At 32.8% G+C, this 16,429-nt stretch carries 13 protein-coding genes; all 13 read left to right on the top strand.

The window, feature by feature from the left end; translation table 11 throughout:
- Positions 1 to 339: 339 nt before the first annotated feature.
- Positions 340 to 1,881 carry a tRNA (N6-isopentenyl adenosine(37)-C2)-methylthiotransferase MiaB gene (gene miaB / locus KA814_RS06145; protein ID WP_064209019.1) on the top strand — a complete coding sequence of 514 codons (1,542 nt, stop codon included), beginning with the start codon at positions 340 to 342 and terminating at the stop codon, positions 1,879 to 1,881.
- Positions 1,881 to 2,240: a YlbF/YmcA family competence regulator gene (locus KA814_RS06140; RefSeq protein ID WP_046208600.1), complete on the top strand. Its 360-nt coding sequence runs from the start codon at positions 1,881 to 1,883 to the stop codon at positions 2,238 to 2,240. Before miaB ends, KA814_RS06140 begins: the two co-directional genes overlap by 1 nt.
- 34 nt (positions 2,241 to 2,274) lie before the next feature.
- Positions 2,275 to 2,763, top strand: coding sequence for an energy coupling factor transporter S component ThiW (thiW, locus tag KA814_RS06135; protein ID WP_046208599.1), 489 nt, complete (start codon positions 2,275 to 2,277; stop codon positions 2,761 to 2,763).
- Positions 2,764 to 3,175: 412 nt separating this feature from the next.
- Positions 3,176 to 5,818 carry a DNA mismatch repair protein MutS gene (gene mutS, locus KA814_RS06130; protein WP_064209018.1) on the top strand — a complete coding sequence of 881 codons (2,643 nt, stop codon included), beginning with the start codon at positions 3,176 to 3,178 and terminating at the stop codon, positions 5,816 to 5,818.
- A 15-nt stretch (positions 5,819 to 5,833) separates the two neighbouring features.
- Positions 5,834 to 7,795: a DNA mismatch repair endonuclease MutL gene (mutL, locus tag KA814_RS06125; protein WP_046208597.1), complete on the top strand. Its 1,962-nt coding sequence runs from the start codon at positions 5,834 to 5,836 to the stop codon at positions 7,793 to 7,795.
- A 13-nt stretch (positions 7,796 to 7,808) separates the two neighbouring features.
- Positions 7,809 to 8,342 (top strand): glycerol-3-phosphate responsive antiterminator, encoded by a 534-nt coding sequence (locus KA814_RS06120; RefSeq protein ID WP_046208731.1) that lies wholly within the window; start codon positions 7,809 to 7,811, stop codon positions 8,340 to 8,342.
- 107 nt (positions 8,343 to 8,449) lie between these two features.
- Positions 8,450 to 9,484: a S66 family peptidase gene (locus KA814_RS06115; protein ID WP_064209017.1), complete on the top strand. Its 1,035-nt coding sequence runs from the start codon at positions 8,450 to 8,452 to the stop codon at positions 9,482 to 9,484.
- A gap of 171 nt (positions 9,485 to 9,655) precedes the next feature.
- Complete coding sequence (locus KA814_RS06110) at positions 9,656 to 10,474, top strand: MIP/aquaporin family protein (protein WP_064209016.1); 819 nt, start codon at positions 9,656 to 9,658, stop codon at positions 10,472 to 10,474.
- Positions 10,475 to 10,651: 177 nt separating this feature from the next.
- Positions 10,652 to 12,154: a glycerol kinase GlpK gene (gene glpK / locus KA814_RS06105; protein WP_046208594.1), complete on the top strand. Its 1,503-nt coding sequence runs from the start codon at positions 10,652 to 10,654 to the stop codon at positions 12,152 to 12,154.
- A gap of 147 nt (positions 12,155 to 12,301) precedes the next feature.
- The gene (locus tag KA814_RS06100; protein ID WP_064209015.1) at positions 12,302 to 13,975 is read left to right on the top strand and encodes a glycerol-3-phosphate dehydrogenase/oxidase; all 1,674 of its coding nucleotides are present in this window, start codon (positions 12,302 to 12,304) and stop codon (positions 13,973 to 13,975) included.
- Between the two features lie 278 nt (positions 13,976 to 14,253).
- Complete coding sequence (locus KA814_RS06095) at positions 14,254 to 15,195, top strand: alpha/beta hydrolase (protein ID WP_046208592.1); 942 nt, start codon at positions 14,254 to 14,256, stop codon at positions 15,193 to 15,195.
- Positions 15,196 to 15,210: 15 nt separating this feature from the next.
- Positions 15,211 to 16,158: a tRNA (adenosine(37)-N6)-dimethylallyltransferase MiaA gene (gene miaA / locus KA814_RS06090; RefSeq protein ID WP_064209014.1), complete on the top strand. Its 948-nt coding sequence runs from the start codon at positions 15,211 to 15,213 to the stop codon at positions 16,156 to 16,158.
- Between the two features lies 1 nt (position 16,159).
- Positions 16,160 to 16,378, top strand: coding sequence for an RNA chaperone Hfq (hfq, locus tag KA814_RS06085; RefSeq protein ID WP_046208590.1), 219 nt, complete (start codon positions 16,160 to 16,162; stop codon positions 16,376 to 16,378).
- Positions 16,379 to 16,429 lie beyond the last annotated feature (51 nt).

Genomic DNA, 16,429 nt, shown 5'->3' with positions numbered 1-16,429 from the left:
TAAAATTAAAGTCGTAACTATAAGGTACATCGTTTATTTAATAAATGTTATTAAATGATACGTAAGTGCCTTATTTTTGTATCATTATTTTATTAAAAATGTTTGTTATTTGACAAAGTATATTTAATCAAGATGGTTTTTATTGTAAAATGTACTTTTGAAATCAACATTCATTATTGTAGATGACTTTTGCACTTTATTGCTAAATTTAATATAATGAAATAATGATTATAGATAAAGTTATAGAACTTTGAACGACTCGATTGTAAAACAGCGAGATAAGATCTATTTTAATGCGTTTGTTCATAGTTTTTATGATATAGAAAGGGTTTTGTTAGCGTGAATGAAGAACAAAGAAAGCAAACTTCTATAGATGTTTTGGCCGAGCGCGATAAGAAGACAAAAGATTATAGTAAGTATTTTGAGCATGTATACCAACCACCAAGTTTAAAAGAAGCACGTAAACGTGGTAAAGAAGAAGTACATTATAACCGTGATTTTCAAATCGATGAAAAATATCGTGGTATGGGTAAAGGTAAAACATTTTTAATAAAAACATATGGTTGCCAAATGAATGCACATGATACAGAAGTAATGGCAGGTATTTTAAGTGCTTTAGGTTATCAGCCAACAGAAGAAATCGATGAAGCGGATGTTATTTTAATTAACACTTGTGCAATTCGTGAAAATGCAGAGAATAAAGTGTTTAGCGAGATTGGCAATTTAAAACACTTGAAAAAAGAAAAACCTGAAACAGTTATTGGTGTTTGCGGTTGTATGTCTCAAGAAGAATCAGTCGTGAATAAAATATTAAAATCATATCAAAATGTGGATATGATTTTTGGTACGCATAATATACACAGACTGCCTGAAATACTCGAAGAAGCTTATCTCTCAAAAGCAATGGTGGTAGAAGTTTGGTCTAAAGAAGGCGATGTAATTGAAAATTTACCTAAAGTCAGAAAAGGTAATATAAAAGCATGGGTTAATATCATGTATGGTTGTGACAAATTCTGTACATACTGTATTGTGCCATTTACACGAGGTAAAGAGCGAAGTAGAAGACCACAAGATATTATAGACGAAGTTAGAGATTTAGCTCGTCAAGGATATCAAGAAGTTACACTATTAGGTCAAAATGTTAATTCATATGGTAAAGATATTGATGGATTAGAATATGGACTTGGCGACTTGCTAGAAGATATTTCGAAAATAGATATTCCTAGAGTACGTTTCACTACGAGTCACCCATGGGATTTCACCGATCGTATGATAGAAGTGATTGCTAACGGTGGAAACATCGTTCCACATGTGCATTTGCCCGTACAATCAGGAAATAATGCTGTTCTTAAAATTATGGGACGTAAATATACGAGAGAAAGCTATCTAGATTTAGTCAATCGTATTAAGTCAAAAATACCTGATGTTGCTTTAACAACAGATATTATCGTAGGCTATCCAAATGAAACAGCAGAACAATTTGAAGAAACATTGACTTTATATGATGAAGTAGCATTTGAACATGCATATACGTATATTTATTCTCAAAGAGATGGCACGCCAGCAGCTAAAATGAAAGATAATGTACCATTAGAGGAAAAAAAGTCAAGATTACAACAGTTAAATAAAAAAGTAGCCTATTATTCTGAACAAGCTATGGCACAATATGAAGGCCAAACAGTACAAGTTCTTTGTGAAGGTGCTAGTAAGAAAGATGATACTGTACTTGCAGGTTATACGAATAAAAATAAACTAGTTAATTTTAAAGCACCTAAAGAAATGATTGGAAAGATTGTTGATGTAAAAGTTGATGAAGCTAAACAGTTTTCATTGAATGGTACGTTTTTAGGCGTTAGTGAAAAAGCAGTGGTGACACAATAATGTATGAAAAAGATGAAATATTGGCAGAGGCAGATAAACTCAGTCAACGTATTCAATCATTAGACACTGTTAAAGAATATCAAGCGATTGAACAGCAAATTCATCAAAATAAAAATATTGAAACACGTATGAAAGACTTGAAAAAAACGCAGAAACAGTCTGTTAATTTACAAAATTATGGTAAACAGCAGGCACTGCGTCAGTCTGAAGATAAAATTCAAGATATCGAGCAAAACCTCAATATTATACCTATTGTTGAAGAATTTAGAGAATCACAAGCAGAGGCAAATGACTTATTGCAAATGATGATTAGTACGATGTCAAACCGTTTAAATGAAATTCAACAAGATAAAGATTAATACATAATCCATATGTAGAAAGGAAATGAGCAATATGAAAACAAGAAAATTAACACTGACTGCGATATTGATTGCAATAAATGTAGTGTTAAGTAGCATTGTTGTTATACCACTTGGGCCTATCAAAGCGGCGCCTATACAACATTTAATCAATGTGATATGTGCGGTATTTGTGGGGCCTTGGTTTGGTCTGGCACAAGCGTTTATTTCTTCGCTGTTAAGAATGGTGTTTGGTACCGGTAGTTTCTTTGCATTTCCTGGAAGTATGGTAGGTGTATTATTAGCAAGTGGTTTTTACTTTTATCGCAAGCATATTTTTATGGCAGCAATCGGTGAAGTTATAGGTACAGGCATCATTGGTAGTATTATGTGTATACCATTAGCCTGGGTATTAGGTTTTGCTAACTTTGCTGTCAAGCCTTTAATGATAGCTTTTATTGCTTCAAGTGTGATTGGTGCAATGATTAGTTATGTTATTTTAATGGTTATGAAAAGAAAAGGCATCTTAAAACGATTCTTATAAATATGAAAAGGTTAAGTTTCATTGCTTTTATCATATCAATGATTTAATTATAATGTGGATTTGTAATTAACTAATTGTATGTGCAAATGAAGCTTAATCTTTTTTATTTTATAAATATCATTCATCAAGTAGTTAAACGACAACATTTTACATCAATCCTAATTTGTAAGCATAAGCGTAAAAACTAAAGTTATGTTAAAATTTAAGAGTTAAATGGACAATAAAAATATCGAAATATGGTTTAAAAGTACGAAATAATATAAGAATAGAAACTAGTTATAAAGTAAAAATAGCAATCAGTTAAACAAGTGAGCAACCATCTGATTTAATGATATAACATACATAAATAATAGTTTATTTAATGTATTGTAAATAACAGTAAGAAACTAATAGAAGGATTGTGAAAGATTAAATGACTAACCAAACGCCAATGATGCAACAGTATTTAAAAATAAAATCACAATATCAAGATTGTTTATTATTTTTTAGATTAGGCGACTTTTATGAAATGTTTTTTGAAGATGCGAAAGAAGCTTCTAGAGTTCTAGAGATTACATTAACAAAGCGTGATGCTAAAAAAGAAAATCCTATTCCTATGTGTGGGGTACCTTACCACTCAGCAGATGGCTATATTGAAACATTAATTAATAATGGATATAAAGTAGCTATTTGTGAGCAAATGGAAGATCCTAGACAGACAAAAGGAATGGTGAAACGTGAAGTTGTTAGAATCGTTACGCCAGGTACGGTTATGGATCAAGGTGGCGTAGATGAAAAACAAAATAATTATATTTTGAGCTTTGTACAAATAAATGACTGTTATGCATTAAGTTATTGTGATGTGTCTACGGGAGAACTAAAAGTAACTTCCTTTAACGATCAAGCTACATTAATAAATGAAATAACAACCATTAATCCAAATGAAATCGTGGTAAATGAGCATATTGATGAAGAACTAAAACGTCAAATAAGTTTAACAACTGAAACGATTACAGTATTGAATGAAATATCAGATGCACATTATGCAGTAAATACTAGTAATGAACAATCTTTATACAATGCGACTCAGTTATTACTTGATTATATTTTTCATACGCAAAAACGAGATCTATCTCATATAGAAACTGTTGTTAAATATGAAGCAGTAGATTTTATGAAAATGGACTTTTATGCAAAAAGAAATTTAGAATTGACAGAAAGTATTCGTCTGAAAAGTAAAAAAGGGACATTGCTATGGTTGATGGATGAAACTAAGACCCCTATGGGTGCAAGAAGATTAAAACAATGGATTGATAGACCGTTAATCCACAAAAATCAAATTGAATCACGTCTAGATACAGTTGAGCAATTTATAGACTTTTTTATAGAGAGAGATACATTGAGAGAACATCTTAATCAAGTATATGATATCGAGCGCTTAGTTGGTCGAGTGAGTTATGGTAATGTAAATGCTAGAGATCTAATTCAACTCAAACATTCAATTTCTGAAATACCCAATATTAAGCAATTATTAGATCGTTTAGATACAGAAACTACTGAGCAATTTAAAGCTCTTGAACCTTTAGATGAACTGTTAGCATTATTAGAAAATAGTTTGAAAGAAGAACCGCCAATATCTGTTAAAGAAGGTGGATTATTCAAAAAAGGATTTAATCAGGAGCTAGATGAATATTTAGAAGCATCGAAGAATGGTAAATCTTGGTTGGCTGAACTTCAGACTAAGGAGCGTCAACGCACTGGTATTAAATCACTGAAGATTAGCTTTAACAAAGTGTTTGGATACTTTATTGAAATTACAAGAGCCAACTTGCAAGGTTTTGACCCTTCTGCATACGGTTATCATCGTAAACAAACCTTATCAAATGCAGAACGGTTTATTACGGATGAATTAAAAGAAAAAGAAGACATTATATTAGGCGCTGAAGATAAAGCGATTGAATTAGAATATCAATTATTTGTTGAATTACGTGAACAAATAAAGACATATACAGAACGCTTACAAAAACAAGCAAAAGTTATTTCTGAATTAGATTGTTTGCAAAGTTTTGCCGAGATAGCACAAAAATATAATTATGCAAGACCTGCATTTAGCGAAGACAAAACACTTAAATTAACAAATTCGAGACATCCTGTTGTAGAACGCGTTATGGATCACAACGACTATGTGCCAAATGATTGTAATTTAGATCAAGATACGTTTATCTATTTAATCACTGGACCTAATATGTCTGGGAAATCTACTTATATGAGGCAAGTTGCAATCATAAGCATTATGGCACAAATGGGTGCTTATGTGCCGTGTGAAACAGCTGTATTACCAGTTTTCGATCAAATATTTACAAGAATTGGAGCTGCAGATGATTTAGTTTCTGGTAAAAGTACATTTATGGTTGAGATGTTGGAAGCACAAAAAGCACTCGCTAACGCTACAGAAAATAGTTTGATTATTTTTGATGAAATAGGTAGGGGAACCTCTACTTATGATGGATTAGCATTGGCACAAGCAATGATTGAATTCGTGGCACATACTTCTCATGCTAAGACATTATTCTCTACACATTATCACGAGTTAACAACATTAGATCAGTCGTTGCCTTCGTTGAAAAATGTTCATGTTGCAGCAAATGAATACAAAGGTGAGCTTATCTTCTTACACAAAGTTAAAGACGGGGCTGTCGATGATAGTTATGGTATCCAAGTTGCGAAGTTAGCACATTTACCAGAAGCAGTTATATCACGTGCACAAGTGATTCTAGATGCATTTGAACAAAATAATAATCATGGACAAGCGACAAATGAACAAATTAGCGTTGTTAAATCAGGCGTGGAAGCACCGTCGATAGAAAAATCATTTGTATCTGAAAACGAGCACAGCTATAACGATGACAAGCAAGCACAAAGTAGCCACCAATTTGAACAAGCAGCTTTTGATTTGTTTGATTATCCTGCGGTACAAAGTGAAGTAGAGACTGAAATTAAGCAATTAAATTTATCGAATATGACACCGATAGAAGCTCTAGTAAAACTTAGTGAATTACAAAAACAGTTAAAATAGAGGTGAGGTCATTCAATGGGTAAAATAAAAGAATTACAGACATCTTTAGCAAATAAAATAGCAGCCGGCGAAGTAGTAGAAAGACCTGGATCGGTTGTGAAAGAATTATTAGAAAATGCAATTGATGCTCAAGCGACAGAAATAAACATAGAGGTTGAACAATCAGGAGTCGCTTCTATACGTGTGGTTGACAATGGTACTGGTATAGAAATCGATGATTTAGACTTAGTATTCCATCGCCATGCAACAAGTAAATTAGATGCAGATGATGATTTGTTCCATATTCGCACATTAGGATTTCGCGGTGAGGCTTTAGCTAGTATTTCTTCAGTTTCTAAGGTGACATTGAAAACATGTACAGATAATCAAGAAGGCCAAGAAATTTATGTGGAAAATGGGGAAGTTTTAAATCGAAAACCAGCTAAAGCAAAAAGAGGCACAGATATTTTGGTAGAGTCATTGTTTTATAATACGCCAGCACGTTTAAAATATATTAAAAGTCTCTATACAGAACTTGGAAAGATTACAGATATCGTGAACCGTATGGCTATGAGTCATCCTGATATTCGTATTTCACTAGTTTCTGATGGTAAAACAATATTAAAAACAAATGGATCAGGTAGAACAAATGAAGTCATGGCAGAAATTTATGGTATGAAAATTGCAAAAGATCTAGTTCATGTAACGGGTGATACAAGTGATTATCATTTAGATGCTTATTTTGCAAAGCCAGAACATTCTAGAAGTAATAAGCATTATATTTCTATCTTTATTAATGGCAGATATATTAAAAACTTCTTATTAAATAAAGCAATTTTAGAGGGCTATCATACTTTATTAATGGTCGGTCGTTATCCAATATGCTATATCAACATTGAAATGGATCCGATATTGGTAGATGTTAATGTGCACCCAACCAAACTAGAGGTAAGGTTATCAAAAGAAGACCAGCTTTTTGAATTAATTGTGACAAAAATTCGTGAAGCATTTAAAGATCGTATTTTAATTCCTCAAAATGATATGGATAAAATGACGAAGAAAAACAAGGTATTAGACCAATTTGAGCAACAGAAAATGGACTTCGAAAAACGGCAACAACAAAATAACCTTGAGCAAAATGTTGAGCAATCAAGTGAACCAAACGTGAATAATGCAAATAACGCAAGTGCAGACAATTCAACATCCTATATAAATCAACCGGATAATGAACGAAGCGGCATTCAAGAGTCACAAAATGATTATGATGATTATAAGAAAATACAAAATGATTTGCTTTATGATTTAGAAACGACAAGTAGTGATTCTACTGATAACGAAGTATCAACCGCGGATAACATTTTACAAGACAATGGTGAAGAAGATATTAAAGGACGCGTGAGTGCTTCGCCAACACGTAGAATACCTTATATGGAAATTGTTGGACAAGTGCATGGCACTTACATCATCGCTCAAAATGAAAATGGTATGTTTATGATTGATCAACACGCAGCTCAAGAAAGAATAAAGTATGAATATTTCAGAGAAAAAATTGGTGATGTTGTAAATGAAAGTCAAAATTTATTGATTCCATTAACTTTCCATTTTTCAAAAGATGAATTAATGATAATTAATCAATATAAAGATGAATTAGATAAAGTAGGCGTGCATTTAGAACCATTTGGTGGACATGATTACATTGTAGATAGCTATCCAGTATGGTTTCCTAAAGAAGAAGCTGAAGAAATCATCAAGGATATGATCGAATATGTATTAGAACATAAAAAAGTTGACGTGAGAAAAATTCGTGAAGAAGCTGCGATTATGATGAGCTGTAAAAAATCAATCAAGGCTAACCACTATCTAAAAAATAACGAGATGGCAGATTTAGTTAATCAATTGAGAGACACTGAAGACCCATTTACCTGTCCACACGGTAGACCCATTATTATTAATTTCTCAAATTATGAATTAGAACGCCTATTTAAACGTATTGTCTAAGGAGGAATTCATGTTGAAACCGCATATTTTGCCTGCAGTTCGCTCAATGAAAGATTTAGAAAAATTAACGATGACCGATTACAAGGCATGTGTCATGTTAGATGCGCATATCGGACATGTTAAAAGTATTATGGGTCTATTAAACAAGAATAAGATTGAAACATACATGCATATCGATTTAATCAAAGGTATGAGCCATGATGAATTTGCTTGTGAATATATCATTCAAAATTATCATCCTAAAGGCATCGTTTCAACTAAGACAAAAGTAATTAATAAAGCAAAATCATTAAATACTACAACCGTGTTCAGAGTGTTTGTATTAGATAGTCATGCACTATCTAGGAGTATCGAATTGATTAAGCGTGTAGAACCAGATTTTGTGGAAGTTTTACCTGGTATTGCTACTAAAGCAATACGTATCATTAACGAAGAAACGAATACTGCAGTAATTGCAGGTGGGCTCATAAATAGCAAAGAAGAAGTAGATGTTGCAGTTTCAAATGGTGCAAAATATATTACAACTAGTGACCGATCACTATGGTAATCGAATCATGTATTGTCACTAAAATGATAAAAATTTAACTATTTCCATATTATTGATTCATTTATTTGTAATCAATCATTGTGAACGAGTATAAGGGGATGACGACAATGATAAAACCAAAGCAATTGAAAGTAGGAGACACAGTAGCAATTGTGTCTCTTTCTTCTGGTTTAGCAGGTGAAAGTAATATGTTATGGCGAACTCGACAAGGCATTCAACGTTTGGAAAATGAATTTGGCTTAAAAGTCAAAGTAATGCCAAATGCCTTAAAAGGTGTAGCGTTTATTCACAATCATCCAGAATGTAGAGCTAAAGATTTAAATGAAGCAGTAAAAGATCAAGAAGTTAAAGCTATTATTAGTTGTATTGGCGGAGAAGATGCGATACGTATTTTACCTTATGTAGATTTCCAAGCAATTGCAAACAACCCTAAAATATTCAGTGGTTATTCAGATACAACAACAGTACATTTGATGTTTTATAAAATGGGAATAGTTAGTTTTTATGGTCAGGCATTACTTACTGACTTTGCAGAAAATATAGCAATGGATACATATACAGTGGAGAATATTAACAAGTGTTGGTTTAATACAAATAAAATAGGAAAAATAGAACCAGCATTTTATATGAGACCGTATGGATTAAAATGGAATAAGCAAAACAAATATACATGTAGAGCTAAAATAGAACAAAAAGGATACGAAATATTAAATGGAAATAAAAAAGTGAGCGGACACCTTTTAGGTGGAAATCTAGAAACTTTTGTTGATTTAATGCATACATCAATATTTCCTGAAATTGAAGCATTTAATGGTGCAATATTATTTTTAGAAACCTCAGAAGACACACCTACACCTGATATGTTTGCTAAATATTTAGAGGAATTGCTGAAGCAAGGGATTTTAAATCACCTGAATGGTATGATTTTTGGTAAGCCATTTAATAATGTATATTATGAAAATTATAAAAAAGAGATATTAAAAATAATTAAAAAAAGCAATAATCCTAAAATGGTAGTTTTTTATAATTTATCATTTGGTCATAATGAGCCCAAACATGCGATTCCTTATGGGTTAACGGCACAAATTGACCCATTGACTAGTCAATTTAGTATTGATGAAAATAGTGTGATGTCAACTTGAGTTGTGACAACTTTTTTACAAAGTATTTGACAACGCTTACAACAACGGTGTAAGATGTACACAAGTTAATATTTAGAACAGAGATGGGAGATTTCTACAGTAATTAAACCGGTGGTTCACAACTGGATATAATTGTAGGGGTCTCCCTGTCTTATTTTAGGAGGAGTCTTTATGAGTGAATATTTTGCTGAATTTTTGGGAACAGCAATACTTATACTATTTGGGGGAGGCGTTGTTGCAAACGTCAACTTAAAAAGAAGTAATGGGAATGGCGCAGATTGGATTGTTATTGCTACAGGTTGGGGATTAGCAGTTACTATGGGAGTGTATGCGGTAGGTAATATTTCAGGTGCACATTTAAATCCTGCAGTTACTTTAGCATTTGCCATGGATGGTGCCATTAGTTGGGCTATGGTGCCAGGCTATATTATCTGTCAAATTCTAGGTGGTATCGTTGGTGGTGCATTAGTTTGGTTAATGTATTTAGCACAATGGAAAGCCACAGAAGATCAAGGCACAAAATTAGCTGTATTTTCTACAGCACCTGCCATTAAAAACTATTTTGCAAACTTCATGAGTGAAATTATTGGTACAGGTATTTTAACAATGGGGCTTTTATTCATTGGTATGAACAAAATTGCTGATGGTTTAAATCCATTAATTGTCGGTAGTTTAATCGTTGCAATTGGATTAAGTCTAGGTGGGCCAACAGGTTATGCAATTAACCCAGCTCGTGATTTAGGTCCACGTATTGCACATGCGATTTTACCAATCGCAGGTAAAGGTGATTCTAATTGGTCATATGCAATTGTACCTGTGTTAGGACCTGTAACTGGTGGTATGATTGGTGCAGTGATTTACAGATTATTTTACAAAGGTGCATTTGATACAATGTCGGTAGTTGCTATCGTATTATTAATTATCACACTTATTTTAGGCGTAACGTTAAATAAAGCGAAAAATGCTAAAGGTATAGAAACTATATATTAATTACGTTTAATTTAAGTGTATTTACGTTAAAATATAACTAGATATTATTGTCATTGTATTAATATAAAATTATTAGTTGAGTGAACTAATAAAAATTGGGTACAGAGAAATATATATATCAATGTGAATTACATATGTAATTCGTATTACGAACATTTGAAGAGGGAGCTAATCATTATGGAAAAATATATTTTGTCAATCGACCAAGGCACTACGAGTTCGAGAGCAATTCTATTTGATCAAGATGGAAAAATTAAAGGAGTTGCACAGCGTGAATTCAAACAATATTTTCCAAAATCAGGCTGGGTAGAACATGATGCCAATGAAATTTGGACGTCAGTTTTAGCTGTTATGGCGGAAGTTTTAAATGAAGAAAACATCGGTGCAGATCAAATAGCTGGTATTGGTATTACAAACCAACGTGAAACTACGGTAGTATGGGATAAGAAAACATCAAGACCAGTGTATCATGCGATTGTTTGGCAATCTCGTCAAACTCAAGGCATCTGTCAAGAATTAAAGGAACAAGGTTTAGAAGATAAATTTAGAGAAAAAACAGGTCTTTTACTAGATCCATATTTTGCTGGAACAAAAGTTAAATGGATTCTAGATAATGTGGAAGGTGCTAGAGAGAAAGCTGATAATGGAGATTTATTATTCGGTACTATTGATTCTTGGCTAGTGTGGAAATTATCTGGTGGTAAAGCACATATTACAGATTATACGAATGCAAGCCGTACGTTGATTTATAATATCCATGATTTAGAATGGGACCAAGAATTATTGGATATATTAGAAATTCCAAATACTATGTTACCTGAGGTTAAAGAATCTAGTGAAGTTTATGCAAATACCATTGATTATCATTTCTTCGGACAAGAAATTCCAATTGCTGGTATTGCAGGTGACCAACAGGCAGCATTATTTGGTCAAGCATGCTTTGAACGTGGAGATGTAAAAAACACTTACGGTACTGGTGGCTTTATGCTGATGAACACTGGTGAAGAAGCTGTAGCATCTGAAAGTGGATTATTAACAACAATTGCCTATGGACTAGACGGAAAAGTTAACTATGCACTTGAAGGTTCTATCTTTGTTTCAGGATCAGCTATTCAATGGTTGAGAGATGGATTGAGAATGATTAATTCTGCACCACAATCAGAAAATTACGCGGAACGTGTAGAATCTACGGAAGGTGTTTATGTTGTGCCAGCATTCGTAGGTTTAGGAACACCATATTGGGATGCTGATGCACGTGGAGCAATCTTTGGTTTAACGCGTGGTACTGAAAAAGAACACTTTATTCGTGCTACATTAGAATCATTGTGTTATCAAACACGTGATGTGCTTGAAGCAATGGAAAAAGATTCTGATATTACAGTAAATAACCTACGTGTCGACGGTGGTGCTGTTAAAAATAATTTTATTATGCAATTCCAATCAGACCTATTAAACGTGAGTGTGGAACGTCCAGAAATTAACGAAACAACAGCTTTAGGTGCCGCTTATTTAGCTGGTTTAGCTGTAGGTTTCTGGGATAGTAAAGATGAAATTGCTAACCGTTGGAAACTTGAAAAAGAATTTAATCCAGATATGGAAGAAAAAGAAAGAAATAAATTATACAAAGGCTGGAAAAAAGCTGTAGAGGCCACTCAAGTCTTTAAGCTAGACGAAGAATAAAAGAATTAGACTTATCTAAGTTTCTTATGCTATAATAAGGGTAAGTTAATATTATCGAGATGAGAATTGAGAGACACTGTTCGTACAATTATATATGTATGGGATAGGTCTCTCTTTTTTTATTACTACTAGGAGGCGCTAGATTTTATGAGTTTATCAACTTTGAAAAGAGAACAGATTAAGCAAGATTTAAAAAATGATACTTTTGATGTTGTCATTATCGGTGGAGGTATTACTGGTGCAGGTATTGCATTAGATGCAACACAAAGAGGTATGAAAGTCGCGTTAGTAGAAATGCAAGACTTTGCACAAGGTACAAGTTCACGTTCAACAAAATTAGTGCATGGTGGTTTGCGTTACTTGAAACAATTGCAAGTTGGCGTTGTAGCAGAAACTGGACGTGAACGTGCAATTGTATATGAAAATGGGCCTCATGTAACGACACCTGAACGTATGCTATTGCCAATGCATAAAGGTGGTTCTATGGGTAAATTTACTACATCTATTGGCTTAGCAATGTATGATAGACTAGCAGGCGTTAAAAAATCAGAACGTAAAACAATGTTAAATGCTAAAGAAACGTTAGCGAAAGAGCCACTTGTTAAAAAATCAGGCTTAAAAGGTGGCGGATCTTATGTTGAATATCGTACAGATGATGCGCGTTTAACAATTGAAGTCATGAAACGTGCAGCTGAAAAAGGTGCCACAGTAATCAATCATACGAAATCAGTACATTTCACATATGATTCAAATGAAAAGGTCAACGGTATTCATGCAGAAGACCAAATTTCTGGTGAGACTTATCCAATTAAGGCTAAAAAAGTAATCAATGCAAGTGGCCCATGGGTAGATGAAGTACGTAGTGGTGATTATGCACGTAATAACAAACAATTACGTTTAACAAAAGGTGTTCATATTGTTATTGATCAATCAAAATTCCCATTAGGACAAGCAGTATACTTTGATACTGAAAAAGATGGACGTATGATTTTTGCGATCCCTCGTGAAGGTAAAGCATATGTAGGTACAACAGATACATTTTACGATAACGATAAAACATCACCATTAGCTACACAAGAAGACAGAGATTACTTAATTGATGCGATCAACTATATGTTCCCAGATGTAAATGTAGCTGATGAAGATATTGAGTCATCATGGGCTGGCGTAAGACCATTAATTTTAGAAGAAGGTAAAGACCCATCAGAAATATCTCGTAAAGATGAAGTTTGGGAAGGTAAATCAGGCCTACTTACAATTGCTGGTGGTAAATTAACTGGTTATCGTCATATGGCATTAGAAATTGTAGACCTTTTATCTAAACGCTTAAAATCAGAATACGGTTTGAAATTTGATAAATGTGCTACAAAACACTTACCAATTTCTGGTGGAGATGTTGGTGGTAGTGCAAACTTTGATCAATTTATTGATAAAAAAGTTGAAGATGCTAAAGCTTATCAAATAGATGATGCGACAGCACGTCATTTTGCAACGAAATATGGTTCAAATGTAGAAGAATTATTCAAAATTGCTCAAACAGCACAATATCAAGAATCTGGTTTACCATTAGATATTTATACAGAATTGATTTATTCTATTCAAAACGAAATGGTTCATCGTCCAACAGATTTCTTTATTCGTCGTACTGGTAAACTTTATTTCAAAATAGATGACGTTCTCAATTATAAAGATCAAGTTATTGATGTAATGGCTGAATTACTAGGTTACACAGATATTCAAAAAGACTTGTTTACAAAAGAACTTCAAACTGCAATTGATGAAGCACAAACAGGTAATAATCAACCTGCAGTTAAAGAATAAATTAAATATTGTCCGAATCTAACATTTGATCTTTATCCAATAATGAGTTAGTAGATTTAAATTTTGAACAATAGTTCTTTCCCTTCAAAGTAGACATTAAAAAATGTAGACTTTGGAGGGGTTTTTATATTTTTAATGAGGTTTTGCATTTAATTTTATCAATAATAGCGCTGTAACAAGTGATAAGCCGAATAGCATTGTATTTGAAAACAGTGTATTTTGAAGGTATATTGTATAATGTATGATGAATGAAATGAAACGTGATTTGGGGGTAAAACATGAGTGGAAATGAGTTTAAAATCACTGTTGCAGATGGAACGACTTTAGAAGTGAAATTGAATAAGGCGAAAAAAGACACGATTGGTGTGATACACTTACTTCATGGCATGGCAGAACATATGGATCGATATGATGCACTTATTGATTCATTAAACCAACAAGGATATGATGTACTACGACACAACCATAGAGGGCATGGTAAAGATATAGCATCATATGAACGTGGTCACATTGATAGTATGGAGCAAGTGGCAGATGATACTTTTGAAATTGCACAGACGTTGTATTCAGATACTGTGCATACGCCATATATTATATTGGGGCATTCAATGGGTTCTATTATTGCTAGAATTTTCACCCAAAAATATCCAGATGTTGCACAAGGCATGATTCTATCAGGAACAATGCAATACCCTAAGTTTTTAGGGAAATGCGTACAAATAATTTTAAAACTTATCACTTTAATAACTGGTAAAAGACGTCGTTTGAAATGGTTAAACCAAATAATGTATAAAACTTTCAATAAAAATATAGAAAACAACAAATCGAAAAATGATTGGTTATCCAGCGATGACCAAGAAGTTGAAAAATTTGAAAAAGACCCTTTTACTGGATTTTTAGTCTCAAATCAACTGATTTTTGAAACAGTAAAGTATATGTTACAGACAAGCAAATTAAAAAACATAAAAAAAATGAAGTCAGATCTTCCTATTTTACTAATTTCTGGAAAAGATGATGCGATAGGCAATTATGGAAAAGGGATTAGACATTTAGGAAAACTATATAAAAAGGGTAAAATTCATCATATTACAGTACATTTATACAAAAATAAAAGACATGAAGTATTATTTGAAAAAGATGCTACGACTACGTGGCAACATATGTATGATTGGATAGAAAGACAAATTTTAAAAAAATATAACAGAGTAGACAAAGCATAAAGAGAGTTGATATAAGTGCAGAGCGATAAACCTTTTATAATTGCATTAGTTGGTCCAACAGCTGTTGGTAAAACAGAATTAAGCATCGAATTGGCTAAAAGATTTAATGGTGAAATTATTAGCGGAGATTCTATGCAAGTCTATAAACATATGGATATTGGAACAGCAAAAATAAATAGAAAAGAGATGGCGGATATTCCACATCATATGATAGATATTCTTGAACCTGATGAAACATTTTCTGCGTATGATTTTAAAAATAGAGCGCAAAATTTAATAGATGAAATTACGGCTAGAGGTCATATGCCCATCATCGTAGGCGGTACAGGTTTGTATATCCAATCATTAATTTATAATTATGCTTTCGAAGATGAAACGATATCTGAAGCGCAACAAATTAAAGTAGACCATACGCTAAATGAATTAGATTCATTATCAAATGAAGCATTGCATGATTATTTAGTTTCGATAGATAAAGATTCAGCTGATACTATTCATCCAAATAATCGTAAAAGGGTACGTAGAGCGATTGAATATTATTTAAAAACAAAAAAACTTTTAAGTTCACGCAAGAAAAATCAACAATATACAGAAAATTATGATACATTATTAATAGGGATAGAAATGTCACGCGAAACTTTATATCAAAGAATTAATAAACGTGTAGATATAATGTTGGAACGCGGATTACTAAATGAAGTGAAACAACTCGTTGAAGATGGTTTTGAGACTTGTCAAAGTATGCAAGCTATCGGATATAAAGAGATGTTACCTGTAATTAAAAATGAGGCTAGTCTAGCCGAAGCAACAAATAAATTGAAAAAGCATTCTAGAAATTATGCTAAAAGACAAATGACTTGGTTCAAAAACAAGCTCGACGTAGTATGGTTAGATAGAGAGATAATGTCACTTTCATTGATGTTAGATGAAGTTTCAGTCCAAATAAAGAAAAGGAGAACATAACATGAATACAACAGAAAACATCCAAGATAAATTCCTAGGACAATTTAAGGCTGATCAAACGAAAGTTATCGTATTTTTAGTGAATGGTTTTCAAATGAAAGGTATTATCGAAGATTATGATGACAATTTGGTTTGTTTATTAACACAAGGAAAGCAACATCTTATTTATAAACATGCTATCAGTACATTCACACTTGATGATGCAGTAGAAGAAGTATAACATTAAAAAAACAATTTATTTTTGCATACTTTTAAAGAAGAAAGCTACACT

It is taken from the genome of Staphylococcus sp. GDY8P196P (genome assembly GCF_017891705.1).
Taxonomy (GTDB): domain Bacteria; phylum Bacillota; class Bacilli; order Staphylococcales; family Staphylococcaceae; genus Staphylococcus; species Staphylococcus ureilyticus.
This window is presented reverse-complemented; position numbering and strand designations above follow the sequence as displayed.